Source organism: Halomonas sp. MCCC 1A13316, assembly GCF_014931605.1.
GTDB lineage: Bacteria > Pseudomonadota > Gammaproteobacteria > Pseudomonadales > Halomonadaceae > Halomonas.
Genome location: NZ_CP053382.1, coordinates 3,165,152 through 3,184,772, shown reverse-complemented (window position 1 = coordinate 3,184,772; position 19,621 = coordinate 3,165,152). Strand labels below are relative to the sequence as shown.

Genomic DNA, 19,621 nt, shown 5'->3' with positions numbered 1-19,621 from the left:
TCGATCGCCGCTGACCGGCTTGTTCGTGACAGCGCCCTTGCTAAGGGCTTCTCGACAGCGCCGCCTGGCGGGTCACAGCGGCCTCTTGCTTGCCTCGCCCGGGATCTCCCTGACCAGGCGGGGGAGCAGAAAGCCCGGCAGTACTTCTCTGAGGCCCGCGACCAGTTCGCGGGCCTCTTCGTCTGGTACATCGAAGTGGGCGGCCCCGGTAACCGGGTCGAGCACGTGCAGGTAATAAGGCAATATACCCGCCTCGAACAGCCGCTCGGAGAGTTCGGCCAGTGCCTCCACCGAGTCGTTGACGCCACGCAGCAGCACGCTCTGATTGAGCAGGGTCACGCCGGCCTGCTTGAGCCGTGCGCAGGCGTTGAACACGGCATCGTCGATTTCCTGGGCATGATTGATATGCAACACCACGACCTTCTGCAGCCGGGTGGCGCCGAGCCAGCCGAGCAGGGCGTCGTCGACCCGGTCGGGAATCACCACCGGCAGGCGGGTATGGATGCGCAGCCGCTTGAGGTGAGGAATCGCCTCTAGGCGCTCGACCAGCCAGGCGAGCTGGCGGTCGCTGGCGGCCAGCGGATCGCCGCCGGAGAGAATCGCTTCATGAATGCTTGGATCGTTGCGCAGCGTCTCGAGCGAGCGCTCCCATTGGGCGCGAGAGGGGCTGTTGTCGGCGTAGGGGAAATGCCGACGGAAGCAGTAGCGGCAGTTCACCGCGCAGGCGGGGCTGGCGATCAGTAGCACTCGCCCGTTGTATTTGTGAATCAGCCCCGGCCCGGGGGTGTGCTCGGCTTCGGCCAAGGGGTCGGTGACGTACCCGGGGACGCTCTCGCCCTCGGCGGCGAGCGGTAACACCTGGCGCAGCAGGGGGTCGCTCGGGTCGTCGTGGCGCATGCGCGCCAGGAACGCCTCCGGCACGCGTATCCCGAACAGGGCGTGGCCGCGCTCGGCGCCGGCAAGCCAGGCATCATCCAGCCCCAGCCGTCGGCACAGCTCGCGCGGGTCGCGAATCGCTCGCGACAGTTGGGTCTGCCAGGCGCTCGGAAGCGTCAGGGGCGTCACGTCAACGCTTGGCGAATCCGGTCTCTGCAAAAGGGCGGAGCTTCGGGTTATCATGCGGCACACCAGTCACAAAGGGGCGAGGGCTCGAATCCTCGTCGATTCGGTATTTGCGCGTCCAGAGCCTGCTGCGGCGCGCACGATCTTTCGAGAGGAAACATGGCTAACTATTCTACCAACGAATTCAAGGGCGGTCTGAAGGTGATGCTGGACGGCGACCCCTGTGCGATCGTCGAGAACGAATTCGTCAAGCCGGGCAAGGGCCAGGCGTTCAACCGCGTGAAGCTGCGTAACCTGATCACCGGTCGTGTGTGGGAGCGTACCTTCAAGTCGGGCGAATCCCTCGAAGGCGCCGACGTGGTGGACCTCGAGATGGAATATCTCTACAACGACGGCGACATGTGGCACTTCATGAAGACCGACGGTTCCTTCGAGCAGTACGCCGTCGAGAAGAAGGCTTTGGGCGATACCGTCAAATGGCTCAAGGAGCAGGTGGCCTACACCGTGACCCTGTGGAACGACAACGCCATCAGCGTGACGCCGCCCAACTTCATCGAGCTCGAAGTGGTCGAGACCGATCCGGGCCTGAAGGGCGATACCGCCCAGGGCGGCTCCAAGCCGGCCACGCTCTCATCCGGCGCGGTGGTGCGGGTGCCGCTGTTCATTAACCAGGGTGAAGTACTGAAAGTCGATACTCGCTCTGGTGAGTATGTCTCGAGAGCATAAAGGATAGTCTAGCTTGCGGCGCTGGGGACAGGCCGGAGCGGAGGTCATTTGTCATGGATGACAAATGTAGCGCCCAAGGATGGGTTTACAGCGCCTCCGCGAAGCGCCTGTCGCCGGAACAGCCGCACTCTGCCACCGCTTCCACATAGGCCACGCTGATTCGGCGTGGCCTTCATCGTTCTGGAGACCTGTCATGGCAACTGGCTGGCGCCCCACGGCGAGTATCGAGACGCTGCGCGAGCGGGCTCGGCTGCTGGGCGAGGTGCGGGCATTCTTCGCCGAGCGTGGCGTGCTGGAGGTAGAGACGCCGGTGCTGGGGCATGGCGGCAGCACCGACGTGCACCTGGCATCGCTGTCGCTGAAAGCGACCACGCCGGCGGGGTGCGAGCGGCTGTGGCTGCAGACCTCGCCCGAGTTCCACATGAAGCGCTTGCTGGCCGCAGGTTCAGGGCCGATCTTCCAGCTTGCCCGCAGCTTTCGCGACGGCGAGGTGGGCGGCCGACACAACATCGAGTTCACCATGCTGGAGTGGTACCGCCCCGGTTTCTCTCTCGATGAGTTGATCGACGAGACGGCCGCGCTGATCCAAGCGGTGCTGAGTCGCGATCCAGGGCCGCTGCGCCACCGTCGCTATCGCGAGTTGTTCTGCGAGACGCTGGGGCTCGATCCCTTTACCGTCGAGCTCGATATGCTGCGTCGCGTTGCTGGCGAACATGGTGGGCTCGATATGAACGATGCCGGGCGCGACGACTGCCTCGACCTGCTGATGAGCCTGGCCATCGAGCCTGGCCTGGGGCGTGAGGGCCTTGACGTGGTGGTGGACTACCCGGCAAGCCAGGCAGCGCTGGCGCGGCGCCATCGCGACCCGCAGGATGGCGAGTGGGTCGCCTCGCGCTTCGAGGTTTACCTCGCCGGGCTGGAGCTCGCCAACGGCTACGATGAGCTCATCGATGCCGACGAGCAGGCTGCCCGCTTCGCCGAGGACAATCTCGCCCGGCGTCGTCTGGGGCTGCCCCAGGTGGATGTCGACCAGCGCCTACTGGCGGCACTGGCGCATGGCATGCCGGGATGTAGCGGCATAGCACTGGGCATCGACCGGCTGGTCCAACTTGCCCTGGGCAAGACGAGCGTGGCCGAAGTCATGGCTTTCGCCACGCCCAATTGCTAGCACAGGCTGCGCTTAGAAGAATTCACCACCGCGGTTAGGAAAGCCGCCCAGCGACTGACCCATGGAGACCTTTGTCTTGGGCGCCAGGCCGGCGTCGAAATCGACCTTGCCGGCGAAGGCCATCACCACCGTGGAGCCGAGCTTGAAGCGGCCCATCTCAGCGCCACGCTCGAGGCGAATCGGCTTGTCGAAACGCACGCGTTGCACCTGGCCCGAGAGCGGCGTGATCTGGCCGGCCCATACCGTCTCGATGGCGGCTACGATCATCGCCCCCACCAGCACCACCGCCATGGGCCCGTGCTCGGTATCGAAATGGCACACCAGGCGCTCGTTGCGGGCGAACAGGTTAGGCACGTGGTCCGTCGTGGCCGAGTTCACCGAGAACAGCCGCCCCGGTACGTAGACCATCTCGGTCAGGGTGCCGGCCAGCGGCATGTGCACGCGGTGGTAATCCTTGGGCGAGAGATAGACGTTGGCGTAGCTGCCACCGCTGTAACGCCTTGCCGCCTCGGTGTCACCGCCCAACAGGTCGACGACCGAGAAGCGATGCCCCTTGGCCTGCAGCAGGCGGTCCGCCTCGATGGGGCCGAACTGGGAAATATTGCCGTCGGCGGGGCAGAGCAGGCCCTCGCCCAGGGGGCGGGCGTGCGGCTTCAGTGAGCGAGTGAAGAAGTCGTTGAAGGTAGCGTAAACCGTGGGGTCGGGCTCGGCGGCCTCGCGCATGTCGACCTCGAAGACCTTGATGAAGGCGCAGATCAGCGCATTCTTCAGCCAGGTGATGCGACATTCGGCCAGCAAGCCCACCAGCCGCGACAGCAGGTGGTGGGGGATCGGGTACTGGATCAGGGCGAAGAACTTGGCAAGAGACAAGATAAGGCTTCCGTTGAGCTCATGATGGCAACCGCGCGAGTCGCCTCACGCGGACGCGTCGGTAGGACGTAGCTTACTTTTCGATCGGCGTATCGTCGCAGTTGCCCCACTCCTTCCAGGAGCCGGCGTAGCCGCGCATCTTCTCGAACCCCAGCGCCTTGCCCACCAGCCAGGTAAAGCCGCTGCGGTGGTGGCTTTGGCAATGGGTAACCACTTCCATGTCCGGCGTGAGCCCCAGCGCCTCGAGTTCGGTGACCAATTCGGCATAGTCGCGGATGCGCAGGGCGCGCTCCTTGTCCATGGCCTCGGTCCACTCCATGTTCACCGCACCGGGAATATGGCCGAGTTGGCGATTGTCGCCTTTCTCGCCGCGGTACTCTTCCGGCGAGCGGGCGTCCCAGATAGCAAAGCCCTTCTCACCGAGGCGCTCCTGCAGTTCGAAGCGATCGATGGCGACGTCGGGATGAAGGATCTCGGCCTCGTAGTCACTCGGCTGGGGGGCGGTCGGCTCATGGGAAACGGGCTGGCCAGCCTGACGCCAGGCGTGGATGCCGCCGTTGAGGTAGGAGTAGCGGGTGTGACCAATCAGCTCCAGTGTCCACAGCAGGCGCCCGGCCCAGCCGCCGCCCTCGTCATCATAGGCCACCACATGGCTGTCGCGGGTCAGGCCGAGCGATGAGAACAGCTGCGACAGCGACTCTACGCTCGGCACCTCGTTGGGCACCTCGTCTTCGCCACGCATCAGGCGGCCGAATTCGAGGAAGACGGCGCCGGGGACATGTCCCTCCGCGTAGCTCTCCGCCTTGAGCGGCACATCGACGATCAGCAGCTGTGGATTGCCGAGGTGGTCCGCGAGCTGCTCGGGTTCGACGATCAGCGGCAGCAGGTTCTCTTCGGAACTCATGGCGCTCTCCTTATCCTCTATATTGCAATGCGGGCCTGATCAGGTCTCGCTGAGACTATCGACGATATGGCGATAGCTGGCAAAACGCTGAGGGTGAATATCACCACGCTCCACCGCCAGGAGCAGGGCGCAGCCCGGCTCCTGGCGGTGGCGGCAATCGCGAAAGCGGCAGCGGCCGAGGAGGTCGCGAAACTCGATGAAACCTTTGGCGACCTGCTGCTCGTCCAGGTGAACCAGGCCGAATTCGCGGATCCCCGGCGAGTCGATCAGTTCGGCGTCGTCGGCGGCGGGCAACCGGTAGAGGCGTGCCGTGGTGGTGGTATGGGTACCCTTGCGCGAATCTTTCGACAGCTCGCCGATACGCAACGATTCATCGGGCAGCAGGCGGTCGATCAGCGACGACTTGCCCACGCCGCTCTGGCCGACGAATACCGAGGTGCGCCCGCTCAGTCGTTCCAGCAGGGCATCGAGTCCATCGTCGCGGGCGGTGGTGGTCGTCACCACCGGATACCCCAGCGCTTCGTAGCGGGCCAGCAGGTCGCGCAGCTCGCCGCCGTCTGTGGGCAGCAGGTCGATCTTGTTGAGCACCAGCGCCGGAGCGATACCGGTGGCCTCGGCGGCTACCAGGTAGCGGTCGATCAAGTTGGGATGAGGAACGGGTTCAACGGCAAAAACGATCAGGATCTGATCGATATTGGCCGCGACCGGCTTGAGTTGACCGCGAGGATCGGGACGCTCGAGCACATTCTGGCGTTCGCTGCGCGCCACGACAACGCCTTCCACGGCGTTGCCCTCGTCGTCGTAAGTGGCGCGCCAGATGACTCGGTCACCGGTCACCAGCCCTTCCAGATTGGCACGCAGATGGCAGCGTACGGTCGCTTCGTCGGCGTCGCCCTGCACGTCGAGAGTGCGTCCGTAATGAGCAATGACGCGCCCGGGCCGCTCGGGGCCGTATTTGCCGGCGGCGAGCTTCTGCGTGTCCTGGGCGTCGCGCTGCTCGGCGCGCCGAGACCGCTCGGCCTGAACCTTTTCGATCCGCCAGCGCTGCTGGCGACTTAGCTTGCGTTTGCTCATGGGCGCTCGAAGATCGTTACAATAGAGGCATTGTACCCAGCGTGGCCCGGCCTGTCCTGCTGCGCCCTTCAACCTGGAGCTTGTCCCAATGCCGAATACTTCCGCGCCACGCGAGGATCTGCTGGTGTGGATCGATCTCGAGATGACCGGGCTGGAGCCCGAGCGCGAGCGCATCATCGAGGTGGCCACCCTGATCACCGACAGCGACCTCAACCTCATCGCCGAAGGCCCGGTGCTTGCCGTGCACCAGTCCGACGACCTGCTTGCGGCCATGGATGACTGGAATCAGAAGACCCATGGAGAATCTGGCCTGGTCGAGCGGGTCAAGCAGAGCCGCATCGATACCGCCGAGGCCGAGCGACAGACTCTCGAATTCTTGCAGCAATACGTAGTCTCGGGCTCCTCGCCCATGTGCGGCAACAGCGTGCATCAGGACCGGCGCTTCCTCGAGCGCGAAATGCCCGGACTGCTGGGCTTCTTTCACTACCGCAACCTGGATGTCTCGACCCTGAAGGAGCTGGCCAAGCGCTGGAACCCGGGCGCGCTGGCCGGCTTCAGCAAGCGCAACACGCACCAGGCGCTAGACGATATTCGCGAATCGCTGGCCGAGCTGGCGCACTATCGCACTACGTTCCTGCGTCTGGCGGGCAGCGAGCGCGACGAAGAGGAGTGATCCCGCGGCTACTCCGTCGACAGGGCTTCGCAGAGGCGCTGTGAACCCATCCTTGGGCGCTACTTTTGCCATCCATGGCAAAAGACCTCTGCTTCGCCCTGTCCCCGGCGCCGCTACCGTTGACGCCTTGAACAGTGGCAACTCGTGTGTCGCTAGGCTTGGCTAGCAATCAGCCTGCCACGCTTCTCGCGCTGCCGCTCGAGCGCCCAGCGCACGTGCTCGCGCACTAGATCGGAGGGGTAGGCGAGGCGAGCGTGCAAGGCGGCCACCACCGCCTCACTCCAGGGCGCGTTGCCCAGGCCCACCGCCAGGTTGCGCAGCCAGCGTTCGTAGCCGATGCGCCGTATCGGGCTGCCGGCGGTCTTGTCGAGGAACTCATCCTCGCCCCAGCCGAACAACGACACCAGGCTGGCGCGGTCGAGGTCGTGGCGTGGGGCGAAGTCGTCCTCTGCCGTAGCGCGGGCGAAGCGAGTGAAGGGGCAGACCAGTTGGCAGTCGTCGCAGCCGAACACGCGGTTGCCCATGGCCTCGCGGAAGCGCTCGGGGATGCTGCCGAACAGTTCGATGGTGAGGTAGGAGATGCAGGCGCGGGCGTCGACCACCTTGTCCTCGACGATGGCGTCGGTGGGGCAGGCCGTGCGACAGGCGCTGCAGCTGCCACAGTGTTCGGCCTCGAAGGGAGGATCGACGGGCAGCGGCAGGTCGACATAAAGTTCGCCGAGGAAGAACAGCGAGCCAGCTCGGGGGTTGAGCAACATGGCGTTCTTGCCCACCCAGCCGAGCCCAGCCTTGCGCGCCAGGGCGCGTTCCATGACGGGTGCCGAATCGACGAAGGCGCGATAGCCGAAGGGGCCGGCCTTTTCCTCGATCCACTGGGCCAGTGTCGCCAGCCGCTTGCGCATCAGCTTGTGGTAATCGCGGCCCACCGCATAGCGTGAGACATAGGCGGTTTCCGGTTGGCCCAGTACTTTGGCGCTTTCGACCTCGGCGGGCAGGTAATCCAGGCGCACGCTGACGACACGCAGCGTCCCGGGGAGGAGCTCTTTCGGCCGTGTGCGCTTGGTGCCGTGCTTGGCCATGAACCCCATTTCGCCCTGGTAGCCGGCGTCGAGCCAGCGCTGCAGGTGGCGCTCGTCTTCGGCCAGGTCGATATCGGCAATACCCACCTGCTGAAAGCCAAGCTCGCGGCCCCAGGTCTTGATGGTCGTGGCCAACTCGGCCAGCTCGTTGTCGTCCAGGGTCGCGGGATGGGGCATGATCGAGAAAAAACCGGGCAAATACACAGCGGGGGGATTGGCGAGCGCGCCACGGCGCTTACACTCCCAATGATAAAGCAATGCTGGCAGGGGAGACACTGGATGTCCGGGAATCGTTCCGAGGAACCACAGGTCGTGCTGCGCCCGCTCTATCGGGCCAAGCAGGTGCGCGAACTCGATCGACGCACCATCGCCGCCGGGATCGAAGGCTTCGCGCTGATGCAGCGGGCCGCCACGGCGGCGTGGCAAAGTCTCAAGTCACGCTGGCCCGGCGTGAAGCGGATCACGGTGCTGTGTGGCGGTGGCAATAATGGCGGTGACGGCCATGTTCTGGCCGCGCTGGCGTCTGTCGCCGGGGTCGAGGTCCAGCGCATCACGCTCAAGCCGATATCGGCATTGGAAGGCGACGCGGCGCGCGCCGCCGAGATGGCCACGGCGGCGGGCGTCGGCCTGGAGCCCTGGTCCAAGGGAATCGCTTTTTCCGGCGAAGTGGTCGTCGATGCGCTGCTCGGCACTGGATTGGGCGGGGAGGTTCGGGGCGAATTCCGCAACGCCATCGAAGCAGTCAATGCTTGCGGTCTGCCGGTACTGGCCATCGACATTCCCTCCGGACTCGCCGCCGATACCGGCGCCGAGCTCGGCATGGCGGTGCGTGCCACGCGCACGGTCACTTTCATCGGCGACAAGATCGGCCTGCATACCGGTCGCGCACCGGCGCTGACCGGCGAGGTTCACTTTCGCGCCTTGGGCGTCGATGCGCGCAGTCATGCCGACTTGGCGCCGGCTGCGGAACTGCTCGATCAGGATCTGCTGAGAGTATGGTTGCCACCGCGCAGTCGCGATGCCCACAAGGGGGCCATGGGGCACGTGCTGGTGCTTGGCGGTGCGCCGGGCTTCGGCGGCGCGGCACTGCTGGCCAGCGAGGCGGCGGCGCGCCTGGGAGCCGGCAAGGTCAGCCTTGCCACGGCACCCGAGCATGTCACCGCCTGCCTGACCTACCGCCCCGAGGTGATGGTGCACGGCCTGCGCGGCGCCGCCGAGCTTGGCGACCTGCCCGGCAAGGCTGATGTCATTGTGATCGGGCCCGGGCTGGGGCAGGACGCCTGGGGGCAGGGCATGCTGCAGGCGGCGCTGGCTGAGTCCGGACCGCTGGTGGTGGATGCCGATGGCCTCAACCTGCTGGCCTCGCATTTTAGCGGCCAGCGACGTGACGACTGGATCCTGACGCCCCACCCAGGCGAGGCGGGTCGCCTGCTGGGCTTGAGTGCGGCGGAAGTGGAAGCCGACCGGCCCGCGGCGGTGCGCGAGTTGCAGCAGCGCTATGGCGGCGTGGCGATACTCAAGGGCGCCGGCAGCCTGGTGGCGGGCCCGGATGGCATGGCAGTGTGCCCTTATGGCAACCCGGGCATGGCCTCGGGGGGTATGGGCGACGTTCTCACCGGCATTCTCGGCTCGCTGCTGGCTCAAGGTCTACCGCTGGAAACGGCGGCAAGGCTCGGTGTCATGATTCATGCCTTGGCGGCCGACATGGCGGTACGCGACGCGGGGGAGCGTGGTCTGCTGGCTGCCGATCTGGCATCCTATGCCCGAGTTATCGTCAACCCTGGATTCGAGCCGGGGTTTCATTCGCTTGCAGGGGGCCATGATGCGCATAAGACTCGATGACGAAGACCGTCAGGTAGTCTTCGGGCAGTGCCTGGGCCGAGCCCTGAAGGGGCGAGGACGCATCTATCTCGAGGGCGAGCTGGGCGCGGGCAAGACGACGCTCACCCGTGGCATCCTGCGTGCCCACGGCCATGCCGGAGCGGTCAAGAGCCCCACCTACACGCTGGTCGAGCCCTACGAATCGCAAGGAGGGAGGGTCTATCACTTCGATCTCTACCGCCTGGGCAATCCCGAGGAGCTGGAGTTCATCGGTGGGCGCGACCTGTTCGCCGACGATGCCCTGTGCATCGTCGAGTGGCCCAGCCGAGGCGAAGGCTGGCTGCCGACGCCCGACCTGACGGTAGCCTTGTCACTCGCTGGTAACGGCCGATCGGCCTGGCTCGAGGCCCATACCGAGCATGGCCGGTCGGTGCTCGAGGCACTGGCGCGGGATGCCACTCTTGCCGACATGATCAGCGACGGAGAGCGTGAAACACCGTGATGAGTACGCGATATCTGCCCATCGGTCCTGTCGGGCGAGCGGTCCGCTGCCACCTGCTGCTGGCCTGGACGTTGCTGACTGCTCTGGCTGTACCCGCCGTACCCGCCCAGGCAGCTCAGGTGGATAATATTCGCCTGTGGGCGGCGCCGGATCATGCACGGCTGGTGTTCGATCTCTCCGACCATGCCGAGGCCAACATTTTCACGCTGGACAACCCGCGGCGGCTGGTGATCGACCTCGACCAGAGTAGACTCGATACCGACCTCGCGAGCATGGAGCTTGAAGGCAGCGCCATCACCGCGGTACGCAGCGGGGTTCGCGACGGCGGCGGCCTGCGCGTAGTACTCGATCTATCGCGCGAAGTGGAGCCGCGCCATTTTACCTTGCCGCCCAACGAGCAGTACGGCCATCGCCTGGTGGTCGACATGGAGTACCCCGGCGAGAGCGCGGTGCAGAACCCCATCGACCCGATCGAGGCGATGATCCGCGAACAGGAGATCGCCGCCAATCGACACCGCGGAGAGGCTGCCGGCGAATCTTCCCGCATCGACCCAGAGGTGGTGGCACAGCAGCCTGCGGCGCCGCATCCTCGCCGCAATATCATCATTGCCGTCGACGCCGGCCATGGCGGCGAGGATCCAGGTGCCATCGGTCCCAGCGGTACGCGGGAGAAGGACGTGGTACTGGAGATCGCCCGACGCCTGCAGCGCCTGATCGATGATACCGAGGGCTTCCGAGCGGTGATGATTCGCGACGACGATTACTACGTCGGGCTGCGCCAGCGAACCCGAATCGCGCGCGAGCAGAAGGCCGATTTCTTCGTCTCGATCCATGCCGACGCCTTTAATAGCCCACGACCCAACGGCAGCTCCGTCTACGCGCTGTCCCAGCGTGGCGCTACCTCGGAAACCGCCCAATGGCTGGCGGCGAGCGAGAACCAGGCCGACTTGATCGGTGGCGTGGATGGCAATCTATCGCTCAACGACAAGGACGAGGTACTGCGTGGCGTGCTGCTCGACCTGACCATGACCGCCACACTCAACGACTCCTTGGCCATCGGTGGGCAGGTGCTCGACCAGCTGGGGCGCGTCAATCGCCTGCACAAGTCGCGGGTCGAACAGGCCGGCTTCATGGTCCTGAAGTCGCCCGATATCCCCTCGCTGCTGATCGAGACGGGCTTCATCTCCAACCCCGACGAAGAGCGTCGTCTGAGCGACTCGGGCCATCAGCAGCGAATGTCCGAGTCCATTTTCGAGGGTATACAGGCGCACTTCCACAGTAACCCGCCGCCGGCCAGCCTGCTGGCCTGGCAGCGTGACAACCAGCGTACGCCCTCCGGCAACGAGTACCGTATCCAGCCGGGCGATACCCTGTCGCAGATCGCCGCACGGCACGGCGTACCGGTGGCCCAGCTCAAGCAGGCCAACGAACTCAATGGCGACGTGATCCGCGTCGGACAGGTACTACGGATTCCCCGCTCATGACGGTAGTCGACGAAACCCGGCGCATACGCGTTCTCGACCCCAGGCTCGCCAACCAGATCGCCGCCGGCGAGGTGGTGGAGCGCCCTGCGTCGGTGGTCAAGGAACTGGTCGAGAACGCCATCGATGCCGGCAGCACCCGTATCGAGGTGGAACTGGAGTCAGGCGGGGCGCGGCTGATTCGCGTGCGCGACGACGGCAGCGGGATCGCCGAGGACGACCTGCCGCTGGCCTTGTCGCGCCATGCCACCAGCAAGATCGCCTCGCTGGAGGATCTCGAGGGAGTGGCCAGCCTCGGTTTTCGCGGCGAGGCGCTAGCGTCCATAAGCTCGGTCTCGCGCCTCGAGCTCGTCGCCAACGTCGAGGACGATCCGCGCAGCGGCTGGCGCGTGGTGGCCGAAGGGCGCCAGATGGAGCCCCGCGTCAGCCCGGCACCGCATCCGCGGGGCACTTCTGTCACAGTACGCGACCTGTTCTTCAACACCCCGGCACGGCGCAAGTTCCTGCGCACCGAGAAGACCGAGTACGGTCACGTGGAGGAAGCTTTCCGTCGTCTCGCGCTGTCGCGCTATGACATTGGCTGGGTGCTACGTCACAACCAGAAGACCGTGCACCAGCTGTCGGCGGGTGATGACGCCGCTCGCCGCGAGCGGCGCATCGCTGCACTGTTGGGCAAGGGCTTCCTCGATAACGCCCTGCATCTCGATCTGGAAGCGGGCGGCCTGCGTCTGTGGGGCTGGGTCGGCCTACCGACACACTCCCGCGCCCAGGCCGACCAACAGTACTTCTTTGTCAATGGTCGCGTGGTACGTGACCGGCTGGTGGCGCACGCCATTCGCCAGGCCTATCGCGATGTGCTTTTCCACGGGCGGCATCCGGTTTTCGTGCTTTACCTGGAGGTCGACCCCGCGGTAGTGGATGTCAACGTTCATCCAACCAAGCACGAGGTACGCTTTCGCGATGGCCGCCTGGTCCACGATTTTCTCTTCTCCAGCCTGCACCGGGCGCTGGCCGAGGCGCGGCCGGGGGGGCAGGATGACGGCGCCGATGACGAGGTGGGCTTTGCCGAGAGTTCCGGTAGCGATGGGGCGGTGCATGAGCCTGCCGGACGCTGGCAGCAGCAGCCCATCAGGATGCATGAGACGAACGATCAGGCGGAGCGAGTCACGGCCGATCGCGTACGCGCCTTCATGAGCGGCTACCGCGCGCTGCATCCCGAACACGAGGAACACCTGCTCACGCCCCAGCCTGCCGATGGTGAAGCGGGGCGCGGCATGGCACTGCAGCCGGTGCGAGAAGGCTCGGCCGTGGCGGAGTCGTCGGCATTGCCCGCAGCGGAAGAGGGCAGCGGGATGCCGCCGCTGGGATTTGCCATCGCCCAGCTGCACGGTATCTACATCCTCTCGCAGACGGCCCAGGGCATGATCATCATCGACATGCACGCCGCCCACGAGCGTATCGTCTATGAGCGCATGAAAAACCAGGTGCATGGCGGGGCGCTGGAAGCGCAGCCGCTGCTGGTGCCGGTGTCGATGGCGGCCAGCCATGCCGAGGTGGCCACCGCCGAAGCCGAGCGCGATGCCTTCAGTCGCCTGGGGGTCGAGCTCGACGTGGCTGGCCCCGAGACCCTGCTGGTGCGCCAGGTGCCGGCGCTGCTGGCCGATGCCGATGTCGAGCCGCTGATCCGCGACATGCTGAGCGACCTGGAGCGGTACGGCCGTTCCGACCGTCTAAAGGCCCGCATCGACGAGCTGCTGGCCACCATGGCCTGCCACGGGAGCGTGCGCGCCAATCGGCGCCTGACCACAGCCGAGATGAACGCCTTGCTACGGGACATGGAACGCACCGAGCGTAGCGGCCAATGCAACCATGGTCGCCCCACCTGGACCGAGATGTCACTCAAGCAACTCGATCGCCTGTTCCTGCGCGGGCAGTAAGGAAACATCACGGATGTCTGCACGACGCCCTCTCGCCATTCTGCTGATGGGACCGACCGCCGCCGGCAAGACCGACCTGGCGATCGCCCTGCATGAGCGGCTCGACTGTGAGCTGATCAGCATGGACTCAGCCATGGTCTACCGCGGCATGGATATCGGCAGCGCCAAGCCGTCGCCGCAAGAGTTGGCGCGTGCTCCCCATCGGCTGATCGATATCCGCGACCCGGCCGAGCCCTACTCGGCGGCCGATTTCCGTGAGGATGCACGCCGCGAGATGCGGCGAATCACCGCGGCCGGGCGAATCCCGCTGCTGGTGGGGGGCACCATGATGTACGCCAAACGCTTACTCGAGGGCGTGGCCAACCTGCCGGCGGCTGACCCGGCGATACGTGCCGAGCTGGCACGAGAGGTCGAGGGAAGCGGCCTGGCCGGGCTGCATGCCGAACTCGCCAGGGTCGACCCCGAGTCGGCCCGGCGCATTCACCCCAACGATCCGCAGCGTTTGATGCGGGCATTGGAGGTATATCGGTCCAGCGGCACGACGCTAACCGAACTATGGAAACGGCAACAACCTGAAACCTTCCCTTGGGAAGTGCTGTCGATAGGACTCGCGCCTTTCGATCGTGTTGTCTTGCATGAGCGGATCGCCGCACGCTTCGAGGTCATGCTGAATGCCGGTCTCATCGCCGAAGTCGAGACGCTGAGGGCTCGTCGAGACCTGCATCCAAGGCTGCCGTCGATGAAGAGCGTGGGCTATCGTCAGGTATGGGAATACCTCGACGGTCAGGGTGATCTCGAGCAGTTGCGTCACCGGACGATCGTGGCGACCCGGCAGTTGGCCAAGCGTCAACTGACCTGGCTGCGCAGTTGGCCGGGGCTACACTGGGTCGATAGCCTGAGCCGGACAGCGTTGGACGATGTCCTGAAATTCGTGCGTGAATCGGGCTCTTAGCGTAAGATGTTGGCTTCGAGTGGCCGGGTGACCAGCCGAGCAAGAACACAATTCCACCCCACATTAGAATGATTTAGGGAGAGGTAACATGTCCAAAGGGCAGTCCCTTCAAGACCCGTACCTGAACATCCTGCGCAAGGAGCGCATTCCGGTTTCTATTTTCCTGGTCAACGGCATCAAGCTGCAGGGACAGATCGAGTCGTTCGATCAGTTCGTGATCCTGTTGCGCAACACCGTCAGTCAGATGGTCTACAAGCACGCCATCTCCACTGTGGTGCCTTCGCGCAATGTGCGGCTACCGCCGCAGGATCCTGCGGCTCAGCCGGACAGCAACGCGTGAGGTATTGATTGTTTTTTGAACGACCCGATGCCGGCGAAACGGCTGTACTGGTCCATGTCGATTTCCAGGGACGAGCGCGAACGCGAGGATCCGGGCGAGTTCTTGGAACTGGTCCGTTCCGCCGGTGCCGAGCCGGCCATGCTGCTTACCGGCAGCCGGCATCGGCCCGATTCGCGCACCTTCATCGGCAGCGGCAAGCTGGAGGAACTGCGTGAGGCGCTGAAGGTGCATGGTGCCGAACTCGTCATCTTCAACCATGGCCTGAGCCCTTCCCAGGAGCGCAACCTGGAGCGGGAGCTCAAGTGCCGGGTGCTGGACCGCACAGGGCTGATACTCGATATCTTCGCTCAGCGGGCGCGTACCCACGAGGGCAAGCTGCAGGTCGAGCTGGCCCAGCTGGAGTACATGTCCACCCGACTGGTACGTGGCTGGACTCACCTGGAGCGGCAGAAAGGCGGTATCGGCCTGCGCGGTCCCGGTGAGACGCAGCTAGAGACCGACCGCCGGCTGCTGCGGGCGCGCATCAAGGCAATCCACAAGCGGCTCGACAAGGTGCGCAGCCAGCGCAGTCAGAACCGTCGTGCGCGGGCTCGGGCGGAGATCCCCAGTGTGTCTTTGGTTGGCTATACCAATGCCGGCAAGTCGACCCTGTTCAACGCGTTGACCTCGTCCGAGGTCTATGCGGCCGACCAGTTGTTCGCTACGCTCGACCCGACTCTGCGGCGACTGGAAGTCAGCGACGTCGGTTCGGTGGTGCTGGCAGATACCGTGGGATTCATCCGGCATCTTCCCCACAAGCTGGTGGAGGCCTTTCAGGCCACGCTCCAGGAGGCGGCCGAGGCGTCGCTGCTGGTGCACGTGATCGATGCCGCCGATCCCGATCGCGAGCTCAATGTGGCCCAGGTCGAAGGCGTACTCGACGAAATCGGCGCGCTCGATGTGCCGATGCTCAAGGTAATGAACAAGATCGATCTGCTCGACAGTGCGCCACGGATTGAGCGTGACGGACAGGGCCGGCCCGAAGTGGTGTGGCTGTCGGCACGCGATGGGCGTGGACTGGAGCTGCTCGGCCAGGCCCTCTCGGAATGCCTGGCCGAGGATGTCATCGATTTCAGCGTGTGCCTGGCACCGCAGCAGGGCCGCCTGAGGGCGGGCCTGCACGAGCTTGGTGCCGTACGAGAAGAACACTTCGAAGAGGGCGGAAAGGTGCGGCTCGAGGTGCGCTTGCCGCGCCGCGATTTTCTGCAGTTGATGGCCCGGTTGGGAGAGCGGGCGGAGGATTACCTGCCGTCCGAGCTGCACCAGCGGCCGGTATGGGATGCCTGACAACTGCGGTTGTCCTGGCCGGCTTGACCGGTTTCCCTGACAACAACGGCACCAGACGCCCTCGGGTGTCTTTACAGGATAGCAACCGATTTCCCCATGCGGCCGATCGAGACGCCGGCGGGGGGTAACGCAGAGTGGAGACGACGTATGGCTTGGAATGAGCCGGGTGGCGGCAACCAACATGACCCCTGGAGTGGCGGGGGCCGGCGCGGCGGTGGCAATGGCGGCGGCGGTGGTAATCGTGGGGGCAACCAGGGACCACCCGACCTTGACGAGGCCCTGAAGAAGTTTCAGGACAAGCTCAACAACATGCTCGGTGGCCGCGGCGGCAAGGGTGGCGGCGGTCGTGGCGGCAAGGGCGGGGGGCGTCCTCGCAATACCTTTGCGCTACCCGGTCTGTTGCTCATCATTGCCTTGGGTATCTGGGGGGCGATGGGCTTCTATCTGGTCGACCAGGCGGAACGTGGCGTTGTGCTGCGCTTCGGTGAATTCCAGAACGTGGTGGGCCCCGGCCTGCACTGGAATCCGCCGCTGATCGACGACGTGCGTATGGTCAACGTGACCCGTGTGCGTTCGTTGACCCAGACCCAGTCGATGCTGACCCGCGACGAGAACATCGTCGAGGTGGAGATTTCGGCTCAGTATCAGGTGGCAAGTCCGCAGGATTTCGTGCTCAACGTGCGCAATCCCCAGCTGGCCATCGAGAATGCGCTGGATAGTGCCCTGCGCCACGTGGTCGGCGGCACCGCGATGATCGATATCCTGACATCCGGCCGCGAGATCCTCGGCAGCTCCGTTGCGAGCCGCCTGCAATCCTACCTGGACAGCTACGGTACCGGCATCAGCCTGCAAACCATCAATATCGAGTCGACATCGGCGCCGGGCCCGGTCATCGATGCCTTCGACGATGTGATACGGGCCCGCGAGGATCGCCAGCGGACCATCAACGAAGGCATTGCCTACGCCAACGCCATCATCCCGACGGCTCAAGGCCAGGCCCAGCGCCTGATCGAGCAGGGCCAGGGTTATCGCGAGTCGGTGGTGGCCGAGGCCCAGGGTCAGGCCAACCGCTTCAACGCACTGCTGGTTCAGTATCGCAATGCCCCGGAGATCATGCGCGAACGCCTCTACATCGACGCCATGGCCGACGTCTTCGGACGCACGCCCAAAGTGCTTGTCGACGTGAGTGAAGATGCGCCGCTCATGTACCTGCCCCTCGATCAGCGACCCGGAGGAGCGAGTGGCGAAGGCGCCGGCGAGGCGGATCGCGGTGAAAGTGGCGAACTCGACCCGCGCGTGCTCGAACGCCTGCGCACCTCGTCCTCGACGCAACAGAGCAGCAATAACGGTGGCATCCGCAGGGAGGGGCGCTAAATGATCAACAATCGTTCATTGATCATCGTGGGCGGCCTGGCTGCCGTGGCCTGGCTCGCCAGCAATAGTCTCTATGTGGTCGACGAGACTGAGCTTGCCGTCAAGCTGCGTTTCGGCGAGGTCGTCCAGGAGGACATCCAGCCAGGGCTGCACGCCAAGGTGCCGATCACCCAGACGGTCCATAACTTCGATATCCGGGTGCGGACCCTGGATACCGATCCCAGCCGCTACCTGACGCAAGAGCAGAAGGCGGTGATCGTGGACTCCTACGTCATGTGGCAGGTGATCAATCCCACGCGTTTCTACGAGGCAACGGCGGGTGACGAGCTGATGGCGGTTCGCCTGATCCAGCCGCGTGTCGACGAGAGCCTGCGTAACGAGTTCGGGCGCCTGGACCTGCAGCAGATCATCGCCGAGCGCCGCGACGATCTGATGTCGGGGCCGACTCAGGAGCTCGACGAGTTGCTGCGTGAAGAACTGGGCGTGGCAATCCACGACGTACGGGTCAAACGCATCGACCTGCCCGAAGACGTTTCGGCCGCCGTTTACGAACGCATGCGTTCGGAACGCGAGCGCGAGGCCCGCGAGTGGCGAGCCCAGGGGCAGGAAGAAGCCGAGCGCATTCGCGCCAACGCCGACCGACGTCGTCAGGTACTGCTGGCCCAGGCCTCGGAGCGGGCCGAGACCCTGCGCGGTGAAGGTGATGCCGAGGCGGCACAGATCTACTCGGAAGCTTATGGTCAGGCGCCTGAATTCTTCAGCTTCTGGCGTAGCCTGGGGGCTTACCGTGAGAGCTTCGACGGCGAGCGGGACATGCTGGTTCTCGACCCGACAAGCGACTTCTTCCGCTACCTGCGCAGCGCGGAAGACCAGAGCGAGGAGTAAGCCTGGGGGAGGCCGGCCGCAGAAGAGCGAGCCGGCTTCCTTGCTTGGGGCAGGGGTTCAACCGACCGTCAAACGTGATAGAATCCGTCAACCGGGCGTGGCCCGGTTTTTTTGTGGGCCATTTTTGCCATTGAGTCTTTTTTGCCCGCCCAAACGCCTTGCAGGATTGACGACATGACCATTGCTGACCGCTGGCTGCTGCCCGACGGCATGGATGAAGTGCTGCCGCCCCAGGCGAGCCGCATGGAAGAGTTGCGCCGGACGCTGCTCGATCTCTATTACCGTTGGGGATACGATCAGGTGATGCCGCCCCCGGTGGAATTCCTCGATTCCCTGTTGACCGGCACCGGCACCGACCTGGACCTGCAGACCTTCAAGCTGACCGATCAACTCACCGGTCGCCTGATGGGGGTGAGTGCCGACGTGACGCCGCAGGTGGCGCGCATGGACGCACACTCCATGCATCACCAGGGGCCGGCCAGGTTGTGCTATTGCACCAACGTGCTGCGGGCCAAGGCCGACCAGCATCAGGGAGGGCGCAGCCCGGTGCAGGTCGGCGTCGAGCTGTTCGGCCACGCCGGCCTGGAAGCGGATCTCGAGATTCTGCGCTTGGCGCTTTTGAGCCTCAAGGCAGCCGGCGCGGTCGAGCTGCACTTGGCACTGGGTCACATCGGCATCTATCGTAGCCTGGTACAGGTGGCCGAATTGGAACCCGACCAGGAGCGTGCGCTGTTCGAAGCGTTGGAGCTCAAGTCACCCGGCGCCTTGGCCGAGCAGGTCGAGGCGAGCGTGTCCGATCCCGCGCTGGCGAACATGTTCCGGGCTCTTGGTAGCCTGCATGGCGGGCCGGAAGTACTGGACAGCGCGCGGGAAGCTTTTGCCGGTGCTCCGTCGGCAGTGGGCGAGGCCTTGGCGCAACTCAAGGCGCTGCATCAGGGAGTTGCAGCAGAGCATCCCGAGGTCGAGCTCTATTTCGACTTGGCCGAACTTCGTGGTTACCAATACCACACCGGGATGATGTTTGCTGCGTTCGTGCCGGGCTACGGCCAGGCCTTGGCCAAGGGCGGACGCTATGACGATACCGGCCAGGCCTTTGGTCGGGCACGCCCCGCCACCGGTTTCTCCATGGACCTGAAGCTGCTCGCTACGCTGGTACAGAGCGAGCCGGCCAGTGACGGCATCTGGGCGCCTGCTGATGGAGACGGGGTGGCCGAAGCGATCACGGCGCTGCGCGATGGCGGGCATCGGGTCGTGCAGGCCCTGCCGGGGCAGACGACGCCTCCCGAGGCGCACCGCTGCAGCCTGCGGCTGGTCCTGGTCGAAGGTCGCTGGCAAACGGAGGCACTCTAGGCCTTGGCGAATCGGCCGAGGCCTGAATTGGACAATACCGGCAGCGGGCCGGAAGACGAGCGCGGCCCGCGGGGCCGGATCATGGACGCGCACGAAC

Annotated in this window: 17 protein-coding genes and 1 pseudogene; 13 read left to right on the top strand and 5 right to left on the bottom strand. The window is 65.0% G+C overall.

Features of this window, described 5'->3' with window-relative positions:
- Positions 1–72: 72 nt before the first annotated feature.
- Complete coding sequence (gene epmB, locus HNO52_RS14740; protein ID WP_197566005.1) at positions 73–1,119, bottom strand: EF-P beta-lysylation protein EpmB; 1,047 nt, start codon at positions 1,117–1,119, stop codon at positions 73–75.
- 102 nt (positions 1,120–1,221) lie between these two features.
- On the opposite strand from epmB, the gene efp reads away from it, so the two are divergent.
- Both efp and epmA read left to right on the top strand, forming a co-directional pair.
- Positions 1,222–1,788 (top strand): elongation factor P, encoded by a 567-nt coding sequence (gene efp / locus HNO52_RS14735; RefSeq protein ID WP_167116944.1) that lies wholly within the window; start codon positions 1,222–1,224, stop codon positions 1,786–1,788.
- 193 nt (positions 1,789–1,981) lie between these two features.
- The gene (gene epmA / locus HNO52_RS14730; protein WP_197566004.1) at positions 1,982–2,956 is read left to right on the top strand and encodes an EF-P lysine aminoacylase EpmA; all 975 of its coding nucleotides are present in this window, start codon (positions 1,982–1,984) and stop codon (positions 2,954–2,956) included.
- 12 nt (positions 2,957–2,968) lie between these two features.
- On the opposite strand, the gene asd is transcribed toward epmA, so the two are convergent.
- The 3 genes from asd to rsgA form a co-directional block, all read right to left on the bottom strand.
- The gene (gene asd, locus HNO52_RS14725; protein ID WP_197566003.1) at positions 2,969–3,826 is read right to left on the bottom strand and encodes an archaetidylserine decarboxylase; all 858 of its coding nucleotides are present in this window, start codon (positions 3,824–3,826) and stop codon (positions 2,969–2,971) included.
- A gap of 73 nt (positions 3,827–3,899) precedes the next feature.
- On the bottom strand, positions 3,900–4,730 hold the full coding sequence (locus HNO52_RS14720; protein ID WP_197566002.1) for a sulfurtransferase: 831 nt from the start codon (positions 4,728–4,730) through the stop codon (positions 3,900–3,902).
- A 39-nt stretch (positions 4,731–4,769) separates the two neighbouring features.
- Positions 4,770–5,804 carry a small ribosomal subunit biogenesis GTPase RsgA gene (gene rsgA / locus HNO52_RS14715; RefSeq protein ID WP_197566001.1) on the bottom strand — a complete coding sequence of 345 codons (1,035 nt, stop codon included), beginning with the start codon at positions 5,802–5,804 and terminating at the stop codon, positions 4,770–4,772.
- A gap of 88 nt (positions 5,805–5,892) precedes the next feature.
- Here rsgA and orn point away from each other — a divergent pair, with 88 nt between their 5' ends.
- The gene (orn, locus tag HNO52_RS14710) at positions 5,893–6,477 is read left to right on the top strand and encodes an oligoribonuclease (protein WP_197566000.1); all 585 of its coding nucleotides are present in this window, start codon (positions 5,893–5,895) and stop codon (positions 6,475–6,477) included.
- A gap of 152 nt (positions 6,478–6,629) precedes the next feature.
- Here orn and queG read toward each other — a convergent pair whose 3' ends face one another.
- A complete protein-coding gene (gene queG / locus HNO52_RS14705; protein WP_197565999.1) occupies positions 6,630–7,733 on the bottom strand; it encodes a tRNA epoxyqueuosine(34) reductase QueG in 1,104 nt (367 codons plus the stop codon).
- A 102-nt stretch (positions 7,734–7,835) separates the two neighbouring features.
- Here queG and HNO52_RS14700 point away from each other — a divergent pair, with 102 nt between their 5' ends.
- From HNO52_RS14700 to HNO52_RS14655, 10 genes and pseudogenes are all read left to right on the top strand, one after another.
- Positions 7,836–9,398, top strand: a complete 1,563-nt coding sequence (locus HNO52_RS14700; protein WP_197565998.1) for an NAD(P)H-hydrate dehydratase — start codon at positions 7,836–7,838, stop codon at positions 9,396–9,398.
- On the top strand, positions 9,379–9,879 hold the full coding sequence (tsaE, locus tag HNO52_RS14695) for a tRNA (adenosine(37)-N6)-threonylcarbamoyltransferase complex ATPase subunit type 1 TsaE (RefSeq protein WP_197569247.1): 501 nt from the start codon (positions 9,379–9,381) through the stop codon (positions 9,877–9,879). The genes HNO52_RS14700 and tsaE overlap by 20 nt, the downstream gene beginning before the upstream one ends.
- Positions 9,879–11,363 (top strand): N-acetylmuramoyl-L-alanine amidase, encoded by a 1,485-nt coding sequence (locus HNO52_RS14690; protein WP_232090314.1) that lies wholly within the window; start codon positions 9,879–9,881, stop codon positions 11,361–11,363. The genes tsaE and HNO52_RS14690 overlap by 1 nt, the downstream gene beginning before the upstream one ends.
- Positions 11,360–13,297, top strand: a complete 1,938-nt coding sequence (gene mutL, locus HNO52_RS14685) for a DNA mismatch repair endonuclease MutL (RefSeq protein WP_197565997.1) — start codon at positions 11,360–11,362, stop codon at positions 13,295–13,297. Before HNO52_RS14690 ends, mutL begins: the two co-directional genes overlap by 4 nt.
- A gap of 13 nt (positions 13,298–13,310) precedes the next feature.
- A complete protein-coding gene (miaA, locus tag HNO52_RS14680; RefSeq protein WP_197565996.1) occupies positions 13,311–14,249 on the top strand; it encodes a tRNA (adenosine(37)-N6)-dimethylallyltransferase MiaA in 939 nt (312 codons plus the stop codon).
- 88 nt (positions 14,250–14,337) lie between these two features.
- Entirely contained in the window at positions 14,338–14,589 is a 252-nt protein-coding gene (gene hfq, locus HNO52_RS14675; protein WP_103968388.1) for an RNA chaperone Hfq, read from the top strand.
- Between the two features lie 8 nt (positions 14,590–14,597).
- Positions 14,598–15,915, top strand: a pseudogene (gene hflX, locus HNO52_RS14670) (ribosome rescue GTPase HflX).
- A 147-nt stretch (positions 15,916–16,062) separates the two neighbouring features.
- Entirely contained in the window at positions 16,063–17,289 is a 1,227-nt protein-coding gene (gene hflK / locus HNO52_RS14665) for an FtsH protease activity modulator HflK (RefSeq protein ID WP_197565995.1), read from the top strand.
- The gene (hflC, locus tag HNO52_RS14660) at positions 17,290–18,174 is read left to right on the top strand and encodes a protease modulator HflC (protein ID WP_197565994.1); all 885 of its coding nucleotides are present in this window, start codon (positions 17,290–17,292) and stop codon (positions 18,172–18,174) included.
- A 174-nt stretch (positions 18,175–18,348) separates the two neighbouring features.
- Complete coding sequence (locus HNO52_RS14655) at positions 18,349–19,524, top strand: ATP phosphoribosyltransferase regulatory subunit (RefSeq protein WP_197565993.1); 1,176 nt, start codon at positions 18,349–18,351, stop codon at positions 19,522–19,524.
- Positions 19,525–19,621 lie beyond the last annotated feature (97 nt).

Excerpts from the sequence above, each read along its gene's own strand:
- HNO52_RS14690 (WP_232090314.1), top strand. The coding sequence starts at position 9,879 with ATGAGTACGCGATATCTGCCCATCGGTCCTGTCGGGCGAGCGGTCCGC.
- efp (WP_167116944.1), top strand. The coding sequence starts at position 1,222 with ATGGCTAACTATTCTACCAACGAATTCAAGGGCGGTCTGAAGGTGATG.
- hfq (WP_103968388.1), top strand. The coding sequence starts at position 14,338 with ATGTCCAAAGGGCAGTCCCTTCAAGACCCGTACCTGAACATCCTGCGC.
- epmA (WP_197566004.1), top strand. The coding sequence starts at position 1,982 with ATGGCAACTGGCTGGCGCCCCACGGCGAGTATCGAGACGCTGCGCGAG.
- epmB (WP_197566005.1), bottom strand. The coding sequence starts at position 1,119 with ATGATAACCCGAAGCTCCGCCCTTTTGCAGAGACCGGATTCGCCAAGC.
- hflK (WP_197565995.1), top strand. The coding sequence starts at position 16,063 with ATGGCTTGGAATGAGCCGGGTGGCGGCAACCAACATGACCCCTGGAGT.
- rsgA (WP_197566001.1), bottom strand. The coding sequence starts at position 5,804 with ATGAGCAAACGCAAGCTAAGTCGCCAGCAGCGCTGGCGGATCGAAAAG.
- mutL (WP_197565997.1), top strand. The coding sequence starts at position 11,360 with ATGACGGTAGTCGACGAAACCCGGCGCATACGCGTTCTCGACCCCAGG.
- HNO52_RS14655 (WP_197565993.1), top strand. The coding sequence starts at position 18,349 with ATGACCATTGCTGACCGCTGGCTGCTGCCCGACGGCATGGATGAAGTG.
- HNO52_RS14720 (WP_197566002.1), bottom strand. The coding sequence starts at position 4,730 with ATGAGTTCCGAAGAGAACCTGCTGCCGCTGATCGTCGAACCCGAGCAG.
- hflC (WP_197565994.1), top strand. The coding sequence starts at position 17,290 with ATGATCAACAATCGTTCATTGATCATCGTGGGCGGCCTGGCTGCCGTG.
- HNO52_RS14700 (WP_197565998.1), top strand. The coding sequence starts at position 7,836 with ATGTCCGGGAATCGTTCCGAGGAACCACAGGTCGTGCTGCGCCCGCTC.
- orn (WP_197566000.1), top strand. The coding sequence starts at position 5,893 with ATGCCGAATACTTCCGCGCCACGCGAGGATCTGCTGGTGTGGATCGAT.
- tsaE (WP_197569247.1), top strand. The coding sequence starts at position 9,379 with ATGCGCATAAGACTCGATGACGAAGACCGTCAGGTAGTCTTCGGGCAG.
- miaA (WP_197565996.1), top strand. The coding sequence starts at position 13,311 with ATGTCTGCACGACGCCCTCTCGCCATTCTGCTGATGGGACCGACCGCC.
- queG (WP_197565999.1), bottom strand. The coding sequence starts at position 7,733 with ATGCCCCATCCCGCGACCCTGGACGACAACGAGCTGGCCGAGTTGGCC.